At 61.7% G+C, this 14,731-nt stretch carries 14 protein-coding genes; 4 read left to right on the forward strand and 10 right to left on the reverse strand.

Annotation, left to right across the window (positions count from 1 at the left end; translation table 11 throughout):
• Positions 1-30 precede the first annotated feature (30 nt).
• The 3 genes from csrA to KF691_05710 form a co-directional block, all read right to left on the reverse strand.
• A complete protein-coding gene (gene csrA / locus KF691_05700; protein MBX3388931.1) occupies positions 31-387 on the reverse strand; it encodes a carbon storage regulator CsrA in 357 nt (118 codons plus the stop codon).
• Between the two features lie 170 nt (positions 388-557).
• A complete protein-coding gene (locus KF691_05705; protein ID MBX3388932.1) occupies positions 558-1,013 on the reverse strand; it encodes a flagellar assembly protein FliW in 456 nt (151 codons plus the stop codon).
• A 155-nt stretch (positions 1,014-1,168) separates the two neighbouring features.
• Positions 1,169-3,220 carry a hypothetical protein gene (locus KF691_05710; GenBank protein MBX3388933.1) on the reverse strand — a complete coding sequence of 684 codons (2,052 nt, stop codon included), beginning with the start codon at positions 3,218-3,220 and terminating at the stop codon, positions 1,169-1,171.
• 43 nt (positions 3,221-3,263) lie between these two features.
• On the opposite strand from KF691_05710, the gene KF691_05715 reads away from it, so the two are divergent.
• A complete protein-coding gene (locus tag KF691_05715) occupies positions 3,264-3,668 on the forward strand; it encodes a four helix bundle protein (GenBank protein MBX3388934.1) in 405 nt (134 codons plus the stop codon).
• Between the two features lie 53 nt (positions 3,669-3,721).
• Here the strand turns inward: KF691_05715 and flgK are convergent, their stop codons facing one another.
• The 6 genes from flgK to KF691_05745 form a co-directional block, all read right to left on the reverse strand.
• Positions 3,722-5,458, reverse strand: coding sequence for a flagellar hook-associated protein FlgK (flgK, locus tag KF691_05720; protein MBX3388935.1), 1,737 nt, complete (start codon positions 5,456-5,458; stop codon positions 3,722-3,724).
• Between the two features lie 141 nt (positions 5,459-5,599).
• On the reverse strand, positions 5,600-6,175 hold the full coding sequence (flgN, locus tag KF691_05725; GenBank protein MBX3388936.1) for a flagellar export chaperone FlgN: 576 nt from the start codon (positions 6,173-6,175) through the stop codon (positions 5,600-5,602).
• A gap of 24 nt (positions 6,176-6,199) precedes the next feature.
• Positions 6,200-6,583: a hypothetical protein gene (locus KF691_05730; GenBank protein MBX3388937.1), complete on the reverse strand. Its 384-nt coding sequence runs from the start codon at positions 6,581-6,583 to the stop codon at positions 6,200-6,202.
• 19 nt (positions 6,584-6,602) lie between these two features.
• Complete coding sequence (locus tag KF691_05735) at positions 6,603-7,715, reverse strand: flagellar basal body P-ring protein FlgI (protein ID MBX3388938.1); 1,113 nt, start codon at positions 7,713-7,715, stop codon at positions 6,603-6,605.
• A gap of 55 nt (positions 7,716-7,770) precedes the next feature.
• On the reverse strand, positions 7,771-9,216 hold the full coding sequence (locus KF691_05740; protein ID MBX3388939.1) for a glucose-6-phosphate isomerase: 1,446 nt from the start codon (positions 9,214-9,216) through the stop codon (positions 7,771-7,773).
• Positions 9,217-9,252: 36 nt separating this feature from the next.
• Entirely contained in the window at positions 9,253-11,328 is a 2,076-nt protein-coding gene (locus KF691_05745) for a Zn-dependent oligopeptidase (GenBank protein MBX3388940.1), read from the reverse strand.
• A gap of 277 nt (positions 11,329-11,605) precedes the next feature.
• Between KF691_05745 and KF691_05750 the strand changes: the two genes are divergently transcribed.
• Complete coding sequence (locus KF691_05750) at positions 11,606-12,166, forward strand: inorganic diphosphatase (GenBank protein MBX3388941.1); 561 nt, start codon at positions 11,606-11,608, stop codon at positions 12,164-12,166.
• Positions 12,167-12,241: 75 nt separating this feature from the next.
• Here KF691_05750 and KF691_05755 read toward each other — a convergent pair whose 3' ends face one another.
• Entirely contained in the window at positions 12,242-12,790 is a 549-nt protein-coding gene (locus KF691_05755; protein ID MBX3388942.1) for a hypothetical protein, read from the reverse strand.
• Between the two features lie 199 nt (positions 12,791-12,989).
• Here KF691_05755 and KF691_05760 point away from each other — a divergent pair, with 199 nt between their 5' ends.
• Together KF691_05760 and flgG are read left to right on the forward strand one after the other, a co-directional pair.
• Positions 12,990-13,766, forward strand: a complete 777-nt coding sequence (locus KF691_05760) for a flagellar hook-basal body complex protein (protein MBX3388943.1) — start codon at positions 12,990-12,992, stop codon at positions 13,764-13,766.
• Positions 13,767-13,915: 149 nt separating this feature from the next.
• The gene (gene flgG, locus KF691_05765) at positions 13,916-14,719 is read left to right on the forward strand and encodes a flagellar basal-body rod protein FlgG (GenBank protein MBX3388944.1); all 804 of its coding nucleotides are present in this window, start codon (positions 13,916-13,918) and stop codon (positions 14,717-14,719) included.
• The last annotated feature ends 12 nt before the right edge of the window (positions 14,720-14,731 follow it).

A 14,731-nucleotide genomic window follows, 5' to 3' on the forward strand; every position in this document is an offset into this window, starting at 1 on the left:
GTGAACGGTGAATGGGGTGAAGTGGATTGCTCAGGCGGTCCGCGGTTCGGCCCTTCGGGGAATGGCCGCTTGTTCCGTGAGCGTCAAGTCCGGCGCACGCGCGGGTCCGGCCGCCAGGCGTGCGGTCTTCGACGTATTGATTGTCTTTGCGGGTCCGGGTGAGATCGAAGGATCGATCGAAGCGATCGCGGCACCGGGCGAGATCGCTCGGGCTGCTTGCTTGTTCTCCGCCTTGATCGCCTCGTAAACTTCCTTGCGATGTACCGCGATCCGGGTGGGGGCCGTGATGCCCAGACGAACCTTGTCGCCGCGGATATCCACCACGGTGATCTCGATTTCGTCCCCGATCATGATCGTTTCGTCGCGCTGACGCGAGAGCACCAGCATGAAGAGCCTCCTTGCCGTCTATGGAGCTCGGTTGAGTGTGAAGGAACAGGGAAGAGCGCGGCGAATCCGGGCGGAGAATCCGCCCCGTAGCTCGCAGTGATGTTGTGCCGCGCTTTCGCATAAGTTGCCGTCCGGCGATCCGTCGCCCGATGGCTGATTCGATCCTCGATTCAGGCCGACATGGCTTTGCGGACGGGTGCCGCGGCACCGACCGTCATGAGCGGATGCCGGACCGTCCAACGCTTTTCGGCGAGCACCACTTGCTCGCCCGTTCTGTTCAGTGTGTTGATGACGAGCGGGCCCTGAAGGTTGCCCGTCAACTGGCGATCGATCTTGTTGACGACGACAAAAACCTGCGCATCGTCGAGCTTCGCCAGGCCGAGTTCGGCCATCTGCTCCGGCCGGATCGGCACGGAATACTCCGGTACGAAGATCATCGGATCCGTGACCACAAAGGCCAGGTCCGGATCTTCGAGCGACTGCAGCCAAAAGAAGCAAGCGTCCTCCGCCGGCTCGAGCAGGCAGAAGCGCTTGCAGTCCGCGAAGCCGAGCAGCCCCTTCTGGAAGCTGATCACCCGATCATCCGCGATATTCACCGTCCCGAATCTGCTGGTGCGAACTTCCATCGTCGCGCTCCCGCGAAATCGGCCTTCGATCCCCGGATCGCGCCCGGCCTCCCTGGCCGGCGACGTCCTGTCACCCGAGAGTTCCCGCGGCCGAGGCGGGACGGGTCCGTCGATCCAATCCGTTCTTCCGGTTTTTCAACCGGAGTCCGGCGCAGCTAGCTCAGGAAATCGAGCAGACTTGTTGACTGAATGCGAGCGGTTGTCTGAAGGCTTGCGTTGAGCTGGGTCTGAAGAAGGCTGAAACGGGAGGCGGCACTGGCAAAATCAACATCTTCGAGTTCCGAACGCACTTTCGTGTCGACGGCGCTGCGGTCGTCCTCAACCTGCTGAGCAAACGTGACGCGCTGGGCGAATCCGCCCACCATGCCGCGGGTCTCAGCAACCGCGTTGTTCACCCGGTCGATGTTCTCTCCAGCAAGCTGGATGCCACTCACGTCGTTGGCTGTGAGCGCCTCGCGAAGATCGATCAGATAGCTCATCAGGCTGTCGACACGCACTTTCGCCGTGTCGGTGCCCGCGAAAGTGCTGGTGCTCGCGTTGTAAGTGCCGCCCAACAGGCCGAGCTGTCCGGGGGCGGTCGAGTTGTTGGCCTGCGTAACCGTCAGCGCCTGCCCGAACGAACCGTTCTGGACGAGGTTGATCCCGTTGGCGCCGTCCGCGAGTTGCGCGACAACATCCGTGGCAAGCAATCCTTGCGCGGGAAGCTGGGATTCGATCTCCGAGTTGATCCGGGCGAGCACCGTCTGCACGCTGACGACATCCTGGGGACGAAGATCGACCTTGACAACCGCTCCGGGCACGGCGTTTCCGACCGTGATCTTGAAGTCGTAGTTGAGTTCGGGGTCGGCGGTGCTGGTGACGGGATTGATCACGCCGTCCACGACCTGGACACCCTTGCCGTTGTTGAAGTCCTTGAGAAGCGTCGATGCCGCGAAGGTGCGGATGCCCAGGCGCGTCGCGGTCGAGTTGTTGCCGGCGACTTCTTCGATCGACATCGACTGCGAGGCGCCGGAGGCGACTTCGTTCACGATGTCTATGCCCGTCGCGCTCGAATTGATTTCGACGCGCAGACCCATGTTCAGCGATTCGATCGCGCTCTTGATGTCTTCGAGCGTCGTCGCACCGGAGAGGTCAACGGTCGCCGCCCGTCCCATGTTGTTGACTTTGATGCTGCCGAGTGAGCCGGTCACGCCCGCGAGCGCCGAAACAGGCGTCGTCCACGTTAGTTTGGCGTCGAGATTCGAGCTATTGGCGTTGCTCGGTGTGAATGCCGCGGCAGACAGGCCAAGGTCCTGCGCCGTGACGGCAGACCCGACATCGGTGAAGACGAGCGAACCGCCCGGAGCGACGTTGACCTGGAGCGATCCGCCGCTTGTCGTCACGCCCGCGCCGGCGAGCACCGTGACGCTGTTGTCGGTCTCGTATTTCCGGATCGCATTGGAGAGTTTGGTCACGACATCCTGCACGGTGTCGGCGCCGGTGAGGTCCACCGTCGCGACCGGACCGCCGTTGAACGCGAATTGCACCGGGCCCAGCGTGACGCCAAGACCACGCGCGCCGTTCAGGTCTTTCAGGCGCGTCGAGCCCGTGAGATTCGGGTTAAGGTCCACCGACGACTTCACTCGGGCCGAGGTCGCACCGAAGGCGCTCGATGGGCCGAGCGTGATCGGCACGGAATCGGCGAAACCGAGATCGGCGAGAAGTCCGTTGCCTTGCCCAACATAGCGGAATCCGCCGTTCATCTCGACCATCGGCGCGGTGCCGGGCGTGCTGCCACCGAAGACGTAGCCGCTGACGCCCTGGCGATTGGCGGTTTTGAGCAGGCCGGAGATGAGCTGATTCACCACCGTTGCCTGGCCGGCGCGCTCGGTGGCGGATGATGTCGCGTTGATCTGGGCGAGAGCGATCTGCTTTGCCTGGAGCGCGACATCGGAAACTTCGGAGAGCGCGCTGTCGAGCTGACCGATGGCGGCGCTGGCGTTGCTGAGATTTCGCTGAATCTGCACGCCCTGCTCGGTCCGCCGCGCGATCGCCTGGATCCCGGCGTAGCGGACCGGATCGTCGCTCGGGCGCATGATTTCTTTGCCGGTCGAGAGCTGATTCTGCACGTCGAGCAGCGCAACCTGCGTGCGGTTGATGTTCCCGAGCGTCAAGTTGCTCAGGAGCATGTTCGGAACGCGGGCGATATTCGACGGGAAATAGGTCATCCAGTGCGGGCACTACGCAAGGGGCGGGCCAGACGAATAGCGGATGGCGGATATTGAGATGGGGTGTCAAACTCGAGATTTGCTACGTTGGGGGAATGAATTCAGGGCAAATGAACGCACGCGCGCGTTCTCGTTACGAGTCATCAAGTTGGCCGAATCACTTCCTGCGACTCGCACGTCGGAAGTAATTGGGCGACAGCTCTTGCGTTCGGGTACTTCTGTCGGGGCAAACTACAGAGCGGCACAGCGAGCGAAGTCGCGTCGCGATTTCATCCACAAGCTCGGCACGGTTGAAGAGGAGGCCGATGAGAGCGCATACTGGATGGAAATGCTGATTGAGGCGAAGATTGTCAAGTCGGCGCGTCTGCATCAACTTTTGCAAGAGTGCAATGAGATCCTGGCCATTGTGGCCGCCTCGGCTCGAACCGCAAGAAAGAAGCTCGACTAACAAGGCTCTCGGAGATTCTCTATCCGCGATCCGATATCCGAAATCCGATATTTCTACACGATCTGCATCAGGCTCGTCAGCAACTGATTCGAGATATCGATGAGCCGGGCGCCGGCCTGATATTGGCGCTGAAAGTTCAGCAGATTGAGCGATTCCTCGTCGATCGAGACGCCGCTGATGCTCGCGCGCTGCGCATCGAGGCTGGCGCGAACGGAAGTCGCCGCGGCAGATGTCGTCTTTGCCGCGGCGGTCGCGACGCCGATCCCCTGTACGGTGTCAGCCCATGTGGCGCCGATGGTCCGGCCGTTCAATGCCGCCAGGGCCTGATTCTGCAGTTTCGAGAGTTCGAGCGCGGTTCCGTTTTCGACGAACGACCCGTCCACGATGCGTCCGACCTGCAGTTTGTTGGGGTCGGACACCAGGTCGCTGCGCACGGCGATGTTGCTCGCGTTGGTACCCGTGAAGAAACTATTGACGCCCAGGAGTGCGAGCGCCCCGCTCGAATCATCGCTGAAACTGAATGAAAACCCGCTCTGCGCGCCCACCTGGAGTTTGCCCTCGGCGTCGAATGATGCGGTCAAGCCTGGGATCGCGCCGAGCGCCGCGCGGATGTCCTCTGCGGAGGTGTCGTTCGAGAATCCTGGTGCGCCCGTGTTGTCCACACCGTCGAGATCGACGTTGACTCGCACCGTCTGCGTCGCGCTTGTGCCGGCTTGCTTGACGGTTACATAGAAGCCGCCGCTCTTTGCCTGAAACGGCAGATTCGACGTCGCGGTGTTGTAGACATCGTTGAGCGAGCGCGTCCGGTCGGCCGTCGCGAACGAGAGCGTGCCCGCCGCGGCGGTCAATCCGTCCTTGTTCGTGCCTGTCGAGTGCAGCTTGTTCACTTCGAAGATCAACTGGCTCGCGATCGAGTTGAGTGCCGCGGAAGTCTGCCCGACACTCTGGCGTCGATCGCTGAGCAGCGCGCCGAGTTGGCCGGACTGCATGTCGAGAAATTCGCTGTTGTCCTTGGCCTTGACGCTGACTTCGAGGTTTCCGTTGACCTCGGTCATGTCGAAGCGCATGCCCCGTGATTGCCCGGCGAGCACGACGGGCGTGCTGCCGATCAGGATGTTGGTGGAGCCGTCGGGCTGATCGACCGAGGTGATATCGACGAGCTTGGAGAGCTCGCTGATGACCTGATCGCGCTGATCGCGGAGGGAATTTGCAAGCCCCTGTCCGCCCTCGCTGGTGGAGATCCGGACATTGAGATTCGCGATGGTCGAGAGCAGTTGATCGGCGCGCTCCACGCCGGATTTGAGCTGCGAGTCGATCTGCGACTGGATCGTGCCGAGGTCTTTCTGGATCTTGCGCAGGTAATCGGTGATCTGGCCGGCCTGCTGCACGACGACGCTGCTGCTCTTGGAGAGGTTGGCGCGCTCGGACCAGATGTTGAAAAAGCCCTGCAAACGCGAGGAGAAATCATTGTTGGTGAGTTCGCCGAGCGTGGCTTCGATCGCGCTGAGAGTCTGGTATTGCTGGGCCGAAGCCGACTCATCGGCGGCGCCGTTCCAAAGTCTGTTCTGGAGCGCCGCATCGATTTGGCGGCGGACATCGCGCACGCTGACGCCTCGCCCGGACTGCGTGCCCGCGGTCGTGCCGCCGTCGCCGACAGGAAGGAACGAGGCGACCTGGCGGCTGTAGCCGGGCGTGCTGACGTTGGCGATGTTGTTGCCGGCGACCTGGATGCCGAGCTGGCTCGCGGTGAGAGCCGAGCGTCCGATCAGCATGGCGGCGGTGAGACTCATGAATCTTCCTTAGTCCGATCCGAAAAAGGTCCTTCGTCCTTTGGGTCCCAAGTCCTGCGTCACAGCACACGCTTTGCTTTCTGACTCAGGACCGAGGACTCGAGGACGCAGAACGCTTGATCCCGAAGCGCATCACCGGATTCACAAACGAACATCCAGGCTCGTGACGATCGGGGCGCCCGCGCCGACGGCGCCCGACTTTGCGTAGGTTCCGGCGTGGCTGAGCGACCGAGCGACCTGTTTCATCAGCCCCTCCATGTGCGCAAGCAGTACGCGGCTGACGACGCGCACCACGTTTTGTTCTTCCTGGACTCGTGCGACGAGCGACTTGAGGCGATCGGCGAGTTCGACGAGATTGCCGCGGACGGATTCGGGAGCGCATCGTGCAAGGTCGGAGAGCCGCGCGAGCGAGGCGGGCGCGGGACGGATTTCGCTCTGCGCCCGCTTGACCAGCGATTGGCGCTGTGACTCGAGTTCGGCGATACGTGAGAGGGTGGCGCGCTGCGCGTGCATGACGCGATCGCATCGGAGCGGATCGGCCTGGCGGATGGCCTCGTGATGCTCGGTTGTTTGCTGGAGCAGCGCCTCGTGCTGGGCGATGAACTCGGTCAAGATGTCGCGCAAATCGTCGTGCAGCGCGGGCGATTGGGGAAGCGTGTTGAAGGTCTGGTGAAGGGTGAGTGTGGGGGTGGGGGTTGGGGTGAGGGTGGGGGGCATGGTCGCTCTCGCGGGAGCGCGCCATCAGGTTGCCGGCGCGAGTCCGGCCTTCTTCAGCATGTTCTGTGCCACTCGCTCGACGACGGGCCAGTTTGTCTTGTGAACGATGTGGCGCGCCACCCGGGCATCGACCAGCGACTGGAATTGCTGCTCGGCCTTGTTGGGCCCGAAGGGCGCTTCGGCGTGGTTGGAGGCTCGCATCTGCTTGAATACGGGCTGCACGAGGGCCATCGCGACAAAGTTTTCCGCGGCCTCACGGATTTTGGCTTCGTCGGCCTTGCCGATCTGGCGGCTGGTCTGCTTGCCGAGGATCTCGGTGAATTCGAGCTGATTTTGCGCGTTTGGCACGTGCGGGAGCGCGTCGAGCGGGTTCAGAGCCGATCGGAAGTTGAGTCCGCTTATGTCCATATTCGAAAGAGACTTGCGACTAGTCCACGATCATCTTGGCGTGCAGGCGCCCGGTCTTGTAGAGCATCTGCAGGATTTCGATCTGGTCGGTGACAGAGACATCGAGCTGCTTCATCGCGGACATGAGATCGGCGAGGCGGGCGTTATCGCTGGCACGCGGGCGAGTGCGGAGTTCGGCGAAGTGCGTGGTGGTCGTCAGGGGATTCTGGGGCGTACCAATTGGTGTCGGCACGGTGGTGTTGATCACAAGATCTTTGTGAGTGACCAGGCCGGGGCTGATCTCGACATCGCCGGTGATGATGATCACGCCGCTGCGCTGATTTACGATGACCTGCGCAGGAAGATCCAGTTCCGCGACGCGCACGCTTGCCGAGAGCACCGCGGCAACAAATCCCGCTTTGTCCGGGCGCTCCGCCTCTGGAATGACCACCCGGATCGTTCGATCATCCAGCACGGTCGCGACGTTTGCGCTCACGCGGATGCTCGAATCCATGCCTTGGACGAGCGGTCCCGGGCCGGCATCGCTGTTGATGCAGGTCGCGATCTTCTGGGCGGAGGCCCACCCGCTGAAGTACGGCGAGATATACAGATCGAACGAGTCGCCCACGACCGGCCCGGCGACATCGCGCAACAGCTGCGCACCGGCGCGGACCTTTCCGCTTGCGCCGAGCGACGGGTCCGACAGTTCGACCGATCCGCTTGCAAAGGCGTAAATGGGGCTGTTGGGCAAAGGGCCCCGCAGAGGCGAGAGAACCAGACGCCCGCCGCGAAGGCTCTGCGCGCCGTACGCGGCGGAAACGTACGCGTCGAACTTGTCGTCCGCCCGTCCGCCGACCTCCGGTATCGTGACATCAACCCACACGACGGCAACCGCCTTCGCGCCCATGAGTTCGGTAATCTGTCCCGGCGAATTGCCTTCAGATTCGAGCAGCTTTGCGAGCGGACGAGCGAGGACGAGGTCCTTGCCGCTATCGCCCGTGCCGTTGAGACCGACGACGAGTCCGAGCCCGCGAAGCTTGAACTCGCCCTGGCCGCGGATGCGGGTCAGGTCGGAGACCTTGCTGGCGAACGCAAGGGGGGAGGCCGCAAGCGCGAGCACAATCCCGAACAGGATGGCAGAAAGGCGGAGCATCGACCGGCTAGACGCAACCGGCGTGCCGGGTCGGGAACAGCGGGCCAAACCAGAATCACTCCGCGATCACGCGCGTGCTCGCGCTCAGAACAGAATCGACTTTCGCCCTGAAGTTCTCGAATCCCCGCTTGCCCATCAGTCCGAAGGTCGCCTGCTTGCCAAGCTCGACCGCCGGTTGGTCGTAAGCGTCGATGTTGAGGAGCAGCCCGGCATACGCCGTCGTGATTTCCCAGAGCGCGATGAACTGACCGACGTGGTACGCGTCGAGTTTCGGGAATGAAAGGGTGAAATTCGGCCTCTGGCTCTCGACGAGCGCGTACTCCGTCGCCCGCTTTTCGGCGTGGAGTAGCTCCGACATCGTGCGGTTCTCCAGGTATTCGAGCGCCGAATCGCCCAGACCCGATGGGATGCGCACATCGCCGTGAACGCCGCGCGGGTGCTCGTCGAAGTGCTCGACCTCGACGATCCCGATCACCTTGTCGTTCGGTCCTTCGCGAAAGAGCTGCATCTGGCTGTGCTGATCGGTCGTGCCGAGCGCCTTGATCGGCGTAAAACCCGCGAACACGGTCTGGCCGGTGCGGCTCACGCGTTTGCCGAGCGATTCCGCCCACAACTGGCGGAACCAGTCCGCGAAGGAGTAGAGAGCGTTGGAATAGGGCATGAGCACGTGATTGATCTTGCCCTTGGTGTGACCGAGTTCCACCAGCAGCGTCGCGAGCATCGCGGCGGGATTGGTCGAGAGATCGTCGCGCGAGCAGCACTTGTCCATATCCGCGGCGCCGGTGAGCAGCGAATCGATGTCGATGCCGCACATCGCGGCCGAGAAGAGGCCGACCGGGCTGAGCACGCTGAAGCGCCCCCCGACACCGTCCGGAACGGCGAGCGTCTGGTATCCCTCGTTCTCGCAGATCTGCCTCATCGTTCCGACGGCTGGGTCGGTGATCGCGACGATGTTCGGAGCGTAGTTCGTGCCGAGCGCCTGGCGTAGCGCCTCGCGCACGACCATGAACTGCGCCGCGGTCTCCGCCGTCTCGCCGGACTTGCTGATGACATTGAAGAGCGTCCGCTGCAACCCGCCCGGCTGCGAGCGGCAGAATTCGAGAATATCGCCGAAGTGCGAAGGATCGACGTTGTCCACGACGAAGAGGCGCGGGCCGCTGCGTTTGGCGGCTTCGAGCAGGTTGTAGGTGGGGGGCGTGAGCGCCGTGTGGAGCGCGATATTGCCGAGCGCGCTGCCTCCGATTCCCAGAACCATGAGTGTGCCGAACTTGCTCCGGCAGCGTTCGGCGAGCGATTTCACGGCCAGTACGTGCTGCGAACGTGCCGGCTCAAACGGCAGCTCGCGCCAGTGCTCCATGCCCTTGCCTCGAGTGGAAGCGAGCCGGCGCGTGTGCGCCGCGATCGCCTCGGCCTGCTCTCCACCCGGCGCGAGATGCGCCGGATCAAGGCCGTGTTCGCCGACGCGATCGGAAAGACAGTTCGCGTACGAAAGCTTGAGCATGCAAGAAGGCTAGAACCCCTTGGGGTGCGGTGCCGATCACTCGCTCATGCCGAGCTGCTCGAGGAACGAGTCGAGTTTCGGTTCGCGGCCGAGGTAGTCCTTCAGCAGTTCGGAGGCGTCGCGCGTGCCGCCCTGGCTGATGATCTTGTTGCGGTAGTACATGCCGGCTTCGGGATTGAGCATGCCCAGTTCTTTGAAGCGCTGCGCCATGTCCGCGGCAAAGACCTTCGACCACATGTACGAGTAGTAGCCGGCGGTGTAGCCCATCAGGTGACCGAAGCTCGCCTGATAAAACGTCGCGTCCGGCTTGAAGTTGTAGCAGGTGACCTGCGGATAGAGATCGATCGCGACCTGCGTGGTGTCGACCTTGCCGTCCTTGGTCGTTTCGTACGCGAGATCGGTCATGCCGTAGTAGAACTGGTTCTCGGCGTCGAGGCCGCTGCCGAGGTTCTTTGCCGCGATCATGCCGTCGAGCAGCGGCTTAGGCAACGGCTCGCCCGTCTTGTAGTGCTTCGCGAATGTGTTGAGCACGTCCGCGTCCCACACCCAGTTCTCGAACATCTGGCTCGGCGCCTCGACAAAGTCGAGTTCGGTGTTGGTGCCGGCGAAGCGGTTCATCTGCGCCGTGCTCACGATCGTGTGCAGGCAGTGGCCGAATTCGTGGAAGAAAGTTTCGACTTCTTCGTGACCGAGCAGGCTCGGCTTTCCGTCTTCTGGCTTGCTGAAGTTGCAAACGAGCGCGGCGAGCGGGAGAGTCACCTTTCCATCGTTCCAAGCCTTGTGATTCACGAGCGACCACTGCGCAAAGTGCGTGTACTTATTGTCGCGCGGGTAGAGGTCGAGATAGAACTCGCCGATCATTTTGCCCTGATTGGGGCCCGGCGCCTTGTCGTAGACCTCGAAGAGTTTCACGTCCTCGTGCCAGAGCGGGCGCGAAGAGGTGCCGCCCTTTGTCTTCGTGACATCGCGGTATTCGAGCCCGTAGAGCGACTGCGTGGTGTTGAACAAGCCTTCGATGACCTTGTCCATCGGGAAGTACTCGCGGACCTTTTCTCCGTCCACGGCGTACTTGCTCTTGGTCAATTCGTTCTTGATGTACTGGAAATCCCACGGCATCAATTCGGTCTTGGGGTTCTTGGTGAGTTCTCGCTTGAACGCGGTGAATTCGGCCATGTCGGCCTCGGCCTTCTTGCGCACCAGCGGCTTCAACTCCGCGTAGAACTTCTGGACGTTGGCGTAGTTCTTCGCCATGCGCGTCTCGGTCATGAAATCGGCGCAGTGCTGATAGCCGAGGATCTGTGCCTGCTCCGCGTAGAGCTTGATCGCGTTCTCGAGGACGGTGATGTTCTTCTTGCCGCCGCGGCGTTTCCACGCCATCCAGAGTTTCTGGCGTGTGGTCTCATCCGAGCAGTTTTCCATTAGGGGCGTGTAGCTCGGGTTGGTGAGTCCGACGACATAAACGCCGTCGTTTTGGGGGAAGGTCTTGAGGAGACTTTCCGGTGCGCCCTTGAGTTCGGTTGCCGTGAGCAGCACGACGGGCGAATCCTCGGCGATGTTCTTGCTGAACTCGATGCCGAGGCGCGTGAGTTCTTTCTGCACTTCGGTCAGCCGCGCGCGCTTCGCGGGGTCGAGTTCCATGCCGGCGCGCCGGTAGTCGCGGAGCGTGAAATCAAGAAAGCGCTTCTTCTCCCCGGCGAGCGAGGCGACTTCGGAAGAGTGATTGGCGACGAAATCCTTGACGGCTTTGTACAAATCTTCGCGCTTTCCGAGATCAACCAGGAAGTCGCCGGCTTTCTGCTCCGCGACCTGCGAGGCATCGCGCACCGATGCGTCCGGGTGCACGTTGCTGAGGAAGATCAGTATGCTCGTGTCCTGCTCGAACGTCGCGAGCAGGTCGTCGATCGCGCCGACGGTGTTGTCGAAGGTGCGGTCCTTCGACGGGATCGCGACGATCTTCTCGATCGACTTGTTCGCCTTGGCGACGGCGTCGTCGATGGTGAGCGCGGGGGTCGCGGTCACGAGCGTCGGTGCCGCGGCGATCGCGGGCGTGAAAGAAGGTGCCGCGATCGTGCAAAGACCGGCCAAGAGAGCGATCGTCATTGGTTTCATCATGGTGAAAGTTTATCAGTGGGAAGAGAACGCGGAGATCGGAGTTTGCGGAGTGACGCGGAGGCGGTCCAATGAAGGAGACGGCAAAGACGTGGAGCGATCAAGGAAGCGCGGTGTCGATTGCGCCGGCTTCCCCTTCTGCTACACCTCGATCCTGCTTTGAGTTCTTCGAGCCCCTTGAGTTGAAAACCCTTTCGAATTCTCTCCGCGAAACTCCGCAGCCCCGCGACTCCGCATTCTCACCCGCCTTTCCTGTTCGGCCCGCACATATCCTCCGCCCATGATCCACCCCTGGCATGACGTGACGCCCGGCATCGAAGGACTCGACCTCCCCGGTCACTTCCGATCGGTGATCGAGATTCCGCGTGGCGGCAATCTCAAGTTTGAAGTCGACAAGGGTTCGGGCCTGCTCCGCGTCGATCGCGTGCTCTCGAGCGCCGTGTACTACCCGGCGAATTACGGTTTCATTCCGCAGACCCTCGCCGAGGACGACGACCCCCTCGATGTGCTTGTCTACAGCACCGAGAGCATCCCGCCGCTGACGATCTGCGATGCCCGCGCTGTCGGGCTCATGTCGATGGTTGATCAGGGTGATCCGGATCACAAAATCATCGCCGTCATGCAGCAGGACCCGATCTACAGCGAGTTCCAGAAGGCCAGCGATTTCCCGCGCCACATTTTCAAGATGCTGAAGCGGTTCTTCGAGGATTACAAGATGCTCGAGGGCAAGGACGTCATGGTCGATGAGGTGATGCCCGCCGAAGCGGCCTATGCGATCATCGAGGATTCACTCACCCGCTATTTCAACGCACGTAGGACAGGCGCGCTGAAAGGTCTGTAAGTCGGGAGATTGGCAGAGCCCCACGGACTGCAGAACGGCAGTTTGCTGCTCTTCTGCTCTTCTGCTCTACTGCTCTCACTGCACCCTGGTCAGCGTGAACACCATGTCGCTTTTCACATCGTTTCCCTTAAACGCTTTCCAGCGCTGCTGGATCGTGTTTGGGTCTTTGAACGTGAGCCACATCTCGCCCATGTATTCCTCGGTTGGTGAGCGCAGGTTGCTGACGCTGACAAACTTGAACACGAGCGTGTCGTTCGATGGCGCCTGCGATGCATCGGCGGCCATGCGCGGCTGGTTGCCCATCGCGCAGTAGTGCGTGCAGATTAGGGCCTGACCATCCATGCAATACATGTTCGTCATCTCGTGATTGGTGCCGGGGAACATGACTTCGCGAACGGTGCTGCCTCCGCTTCCGACTGAAAAGACGGTCTGGCCATGCGACTCGCCTTCGTTGTTGACGTGGTTCCACGTCCCTTGCAGCGACTTCACTTTGTCGAGAGTTGCCTGCTTTTCTTGCGCGGTCGCGGCCTGCACAATCGGCCGGGCGGGAGCGCTCGTCTGGCATCCGCCGAGCACGAGCGAAGACAAGCAACCCGAAACTGCCGCAAACTCGAGGTGATTCATAGTGGCTTCCTTTGTGGGTAACACGCTACCAAACTCGCGCCGGACCCTCAACCCCGTACGGGGCTTGGATTTGTGGAATGTGGATTCTGGTACGGGTGGAAGCGTGGGTGCTGGCTGTTGGCCGGCGGCGAGCAGCTGTTTCGCTCGGCATGCGCTTTGCGATCTCCCGTTTCGGGGGCGTCGGAGACGCCCGGAAAACATGAACTACGGCATCCAGATTTCCAGTTCCGGCCTGCTCACGTCGCTCTACCGGCAAGATGTGCAGGCCAACAACCTGGCGAACATGGATTCCGTCGGCTTCAAGCCCGACATCCCCGTGCTGATGCAGCGCTCCGCCGTGCGTCAGGAAGACAATCTTCCGTTCATGCCCTCCGACGCCATGCTCGAGCGGCTCGGAGCGGGCGTGCTCGCCGCCCCGACCAAAGTGAATCTTGCCCAAGGCGGCACGAAAATCACGAATCGACCGTTCGACCTCGCGATCGAAGGCGAAGGGTTCTTTCAATTGCAAGGCGGACCGAAGGACACCGGCCGGAATGCTCTACTGACGCGCGACGGCAGGTTTGCGCGGGGCGTCGAGGGCAGGTTAATCCACGTAAACAGCGGCGCGCCGGTGCTCAACCGCGTGCAGCGCCCGATCATTCTGCCTCAGGGCGATATGCAGATCTCGTCCGATGGGCGAATCAGCATCAACGGCACCGAGATTGACTCGATCGGGATTTTCAACGCCAAAGACCAGAACACGATTACCAAGCGGGGCGGAAGCGTTCTCCAGGCTCCCGCGGCGCAGGTCAACCGCATGAATCGCGGCGAGGGGCTCATCAAGCAGGGAGTCCTCGAGGAATCCGGCGTGAACGAGATTCAGACGATGCTGAAAATCCAGGACGCGTCGCGCGATGTAGACTCGAACATGAGCATCATCCAGGCGCAGGATCGCATGCTCGATCGCGCGATCAACACGTTCGGGCGGTTGGCTTGAGGAAATAGCCAAAGAGCCAAATGACCAAATTGCCAAAGAAAGGCAATGGTCTTCCTGCGCAAGCGGGCAGGCAGTTTCTCTTTGGCTCTTTGATCATTTGGCCATTTGGCCCTTTCCTCCGGCACGCCGTTCGCGTTCTGTCCCGCACTATGGCAATGGTCGCTCTGCAATCGTCGGCAACGGCACTTTCCGCGCTCAATACGGCGTTGGACGTGACGGCCAACAACCTCGCGAACATGAATACGGTGGGTTTTAAAGCCAGCCGCACGAACTTCGAAGATCTGCTTTACCTTCACAAGCAGCAGCCCGGCGTCGAAAACGCGATCGGTGACAAGTCGCCCACCGGAATCCAGGTCGGTCTCGGCGTCAAAGTCTCCAGCACGCAACTTGACTTCACCGAGGGCGCACCACTTCAGACCGGCCGCCCGCTCGACATGCAGATTGATGGTTTCGGTTTCTTCCAGGTTCAGGTCGAGCCGAGCCTCGGCAACACGGCGTACACGCGCGCCGGGAACTTCGCGCTCAATGCCGATCGCGAAATCGTGATGGCGAACAACCAGGGCCGCCGCCTGGAACCGGTGATCACGATCGATCCGAACGCCACCGCCATTTCCATCGACAATTCCGGACGCGTCTACGCGACCATCGCCGGCAGCACGCAGCCGCAGCTCCAGGGACAGATCCAGCTCGCCACGTTCCCGAATCCCGGCGGCCTGCTCCAGATCGGCGAGAATCTGTACACAGAGACCAACGGCTCCGGCCCGCCTGTCACGGGAGAGCCGGGGACCGATCAGCGCGGGCAGATCCGACAGGGCTTTCTCGAAAACTCGAACGTGGATCCGACGCGCGAGATGATCGATCTGATCCGAACGCAGCGCGCGTTCGAGTTCAACAGCCAGGTCATTCGCGCCGCGGACGATTCGCTCCGCACGGTTTCGCAGTTGCGCCGCTGATCGGTGGCTGAA

This window comes from Phycisphaeraceae bacterium (assembly GCA_019636555.1).
In the GTDB taxonomy this organism is placed as follows: Bacteria; Planctomycetota; Phycisphaerae; order Phycisphaerales; family UBA1924; genus JAFEBO01.

What these genes read in the sequence shown, in the direction of transcription:
- csrA (MBX3388931.1), bottom strand. Translation starts at nt 387, where the DNA reads ATGCTGGTGCTCTCGCGTCAGCGCGACGAAACGATCATGATCGGGGAC.
- KF691_05705 (MBX3388932.1), bottom strand. Translation starts at nt 1,013, where the DNA reads ATGGAAGTTCGCACCAGCAGATTCGGGACGGTGAATATCGCGGATGAT.
- KF691_05710 (MBX3388933.1), bottom strand. Translation starts at nt 3,220, where the DNA reads ATGACCTATTTCCCGTCGAATATCGCCCGCGTTCCGAACATGCTCCTG.
- KF691_05715 (MBX3388934.1), top strand. Translation starts at nt 3,264, where the DNA reads ATGGCGGATATTGAGATGGGGTGTCAAACTCGAGATTTGCTACGTTGG.
- flgK (MBX3388935.1), bottom strand. Translation starts at nt 5,458, where the DNA reads ATGAGTCTCACCGCCGCCATGCTGATCGGACGCTCGGCTCTCACCGCG.
- flgN (MBX3388936.1), bottom strand. Translation starts at nt 6,175, where the DNA reads ATGCCCCCCACCCTCACCCCAACCCCCACCCCCACACTCACCCTTCAC.
- KF691_05730 (MBX3388937.1), bottom strand. Translation starts at nt 6,583, where the DNA reads ATGGACATAAGCGGACTCAACTTCCGATCGGCTCTGAACCCGCTCGAC.
- KF691_05735 (MBX3388938.1), bottom strand. Translation starts at nt 7,715, where the DNA reads ATGCTCCGCCTTTCTGCCATCCTGTTCGGGATTGTGCTCGCGCTTGCG.
- KF691_05740 (MBX3388939.1), bottom strand. Translation starts at nt 9,216, where the DNA reads ATGCTCAAGCTTTCGTACGCGAACTGTCTTTCCGATCGCGTCGGCGAA.
- KF691_05745 (MBX3388940.1), bottom strand. Translation starts at nt 11,328, where the DNA reads ATGATGAAACCAATGACGATCGCTCTCTTGGCCGGTCTTTGCACGATC.
- KF691_05750 (MBX3388941.1), top strand. Translation starts at nt 11,606, where the DNA reads ATGATCCACCCCTGGCATGACGTGACGCCCGGCATCGAAGGACTCGAC.
- KF691_05755 (MBX3388942.1), bottom strand. Translation starts at nt 12,790, where the DNA reads ATGAATCACCTCGAGTTTGCGGCAGTTTCGGGTTGCTTGTCTTCGCTC.
- KF691_05760 (MBX3388943.1), top strand. Translation starts at nt 12,990, where the DNA reads ATGAACTACGGCATCCAGATTTCCAGTTCCGGCCTGCTCACGTCGCTC.
- flgG (MBX3388944.1), top strand. Translation starts at nt 13,916, where the DNA reads ATGGCAATGGTCGCTCTGCAATCGTCGGCAACGGCACTTTCCGCGCTC.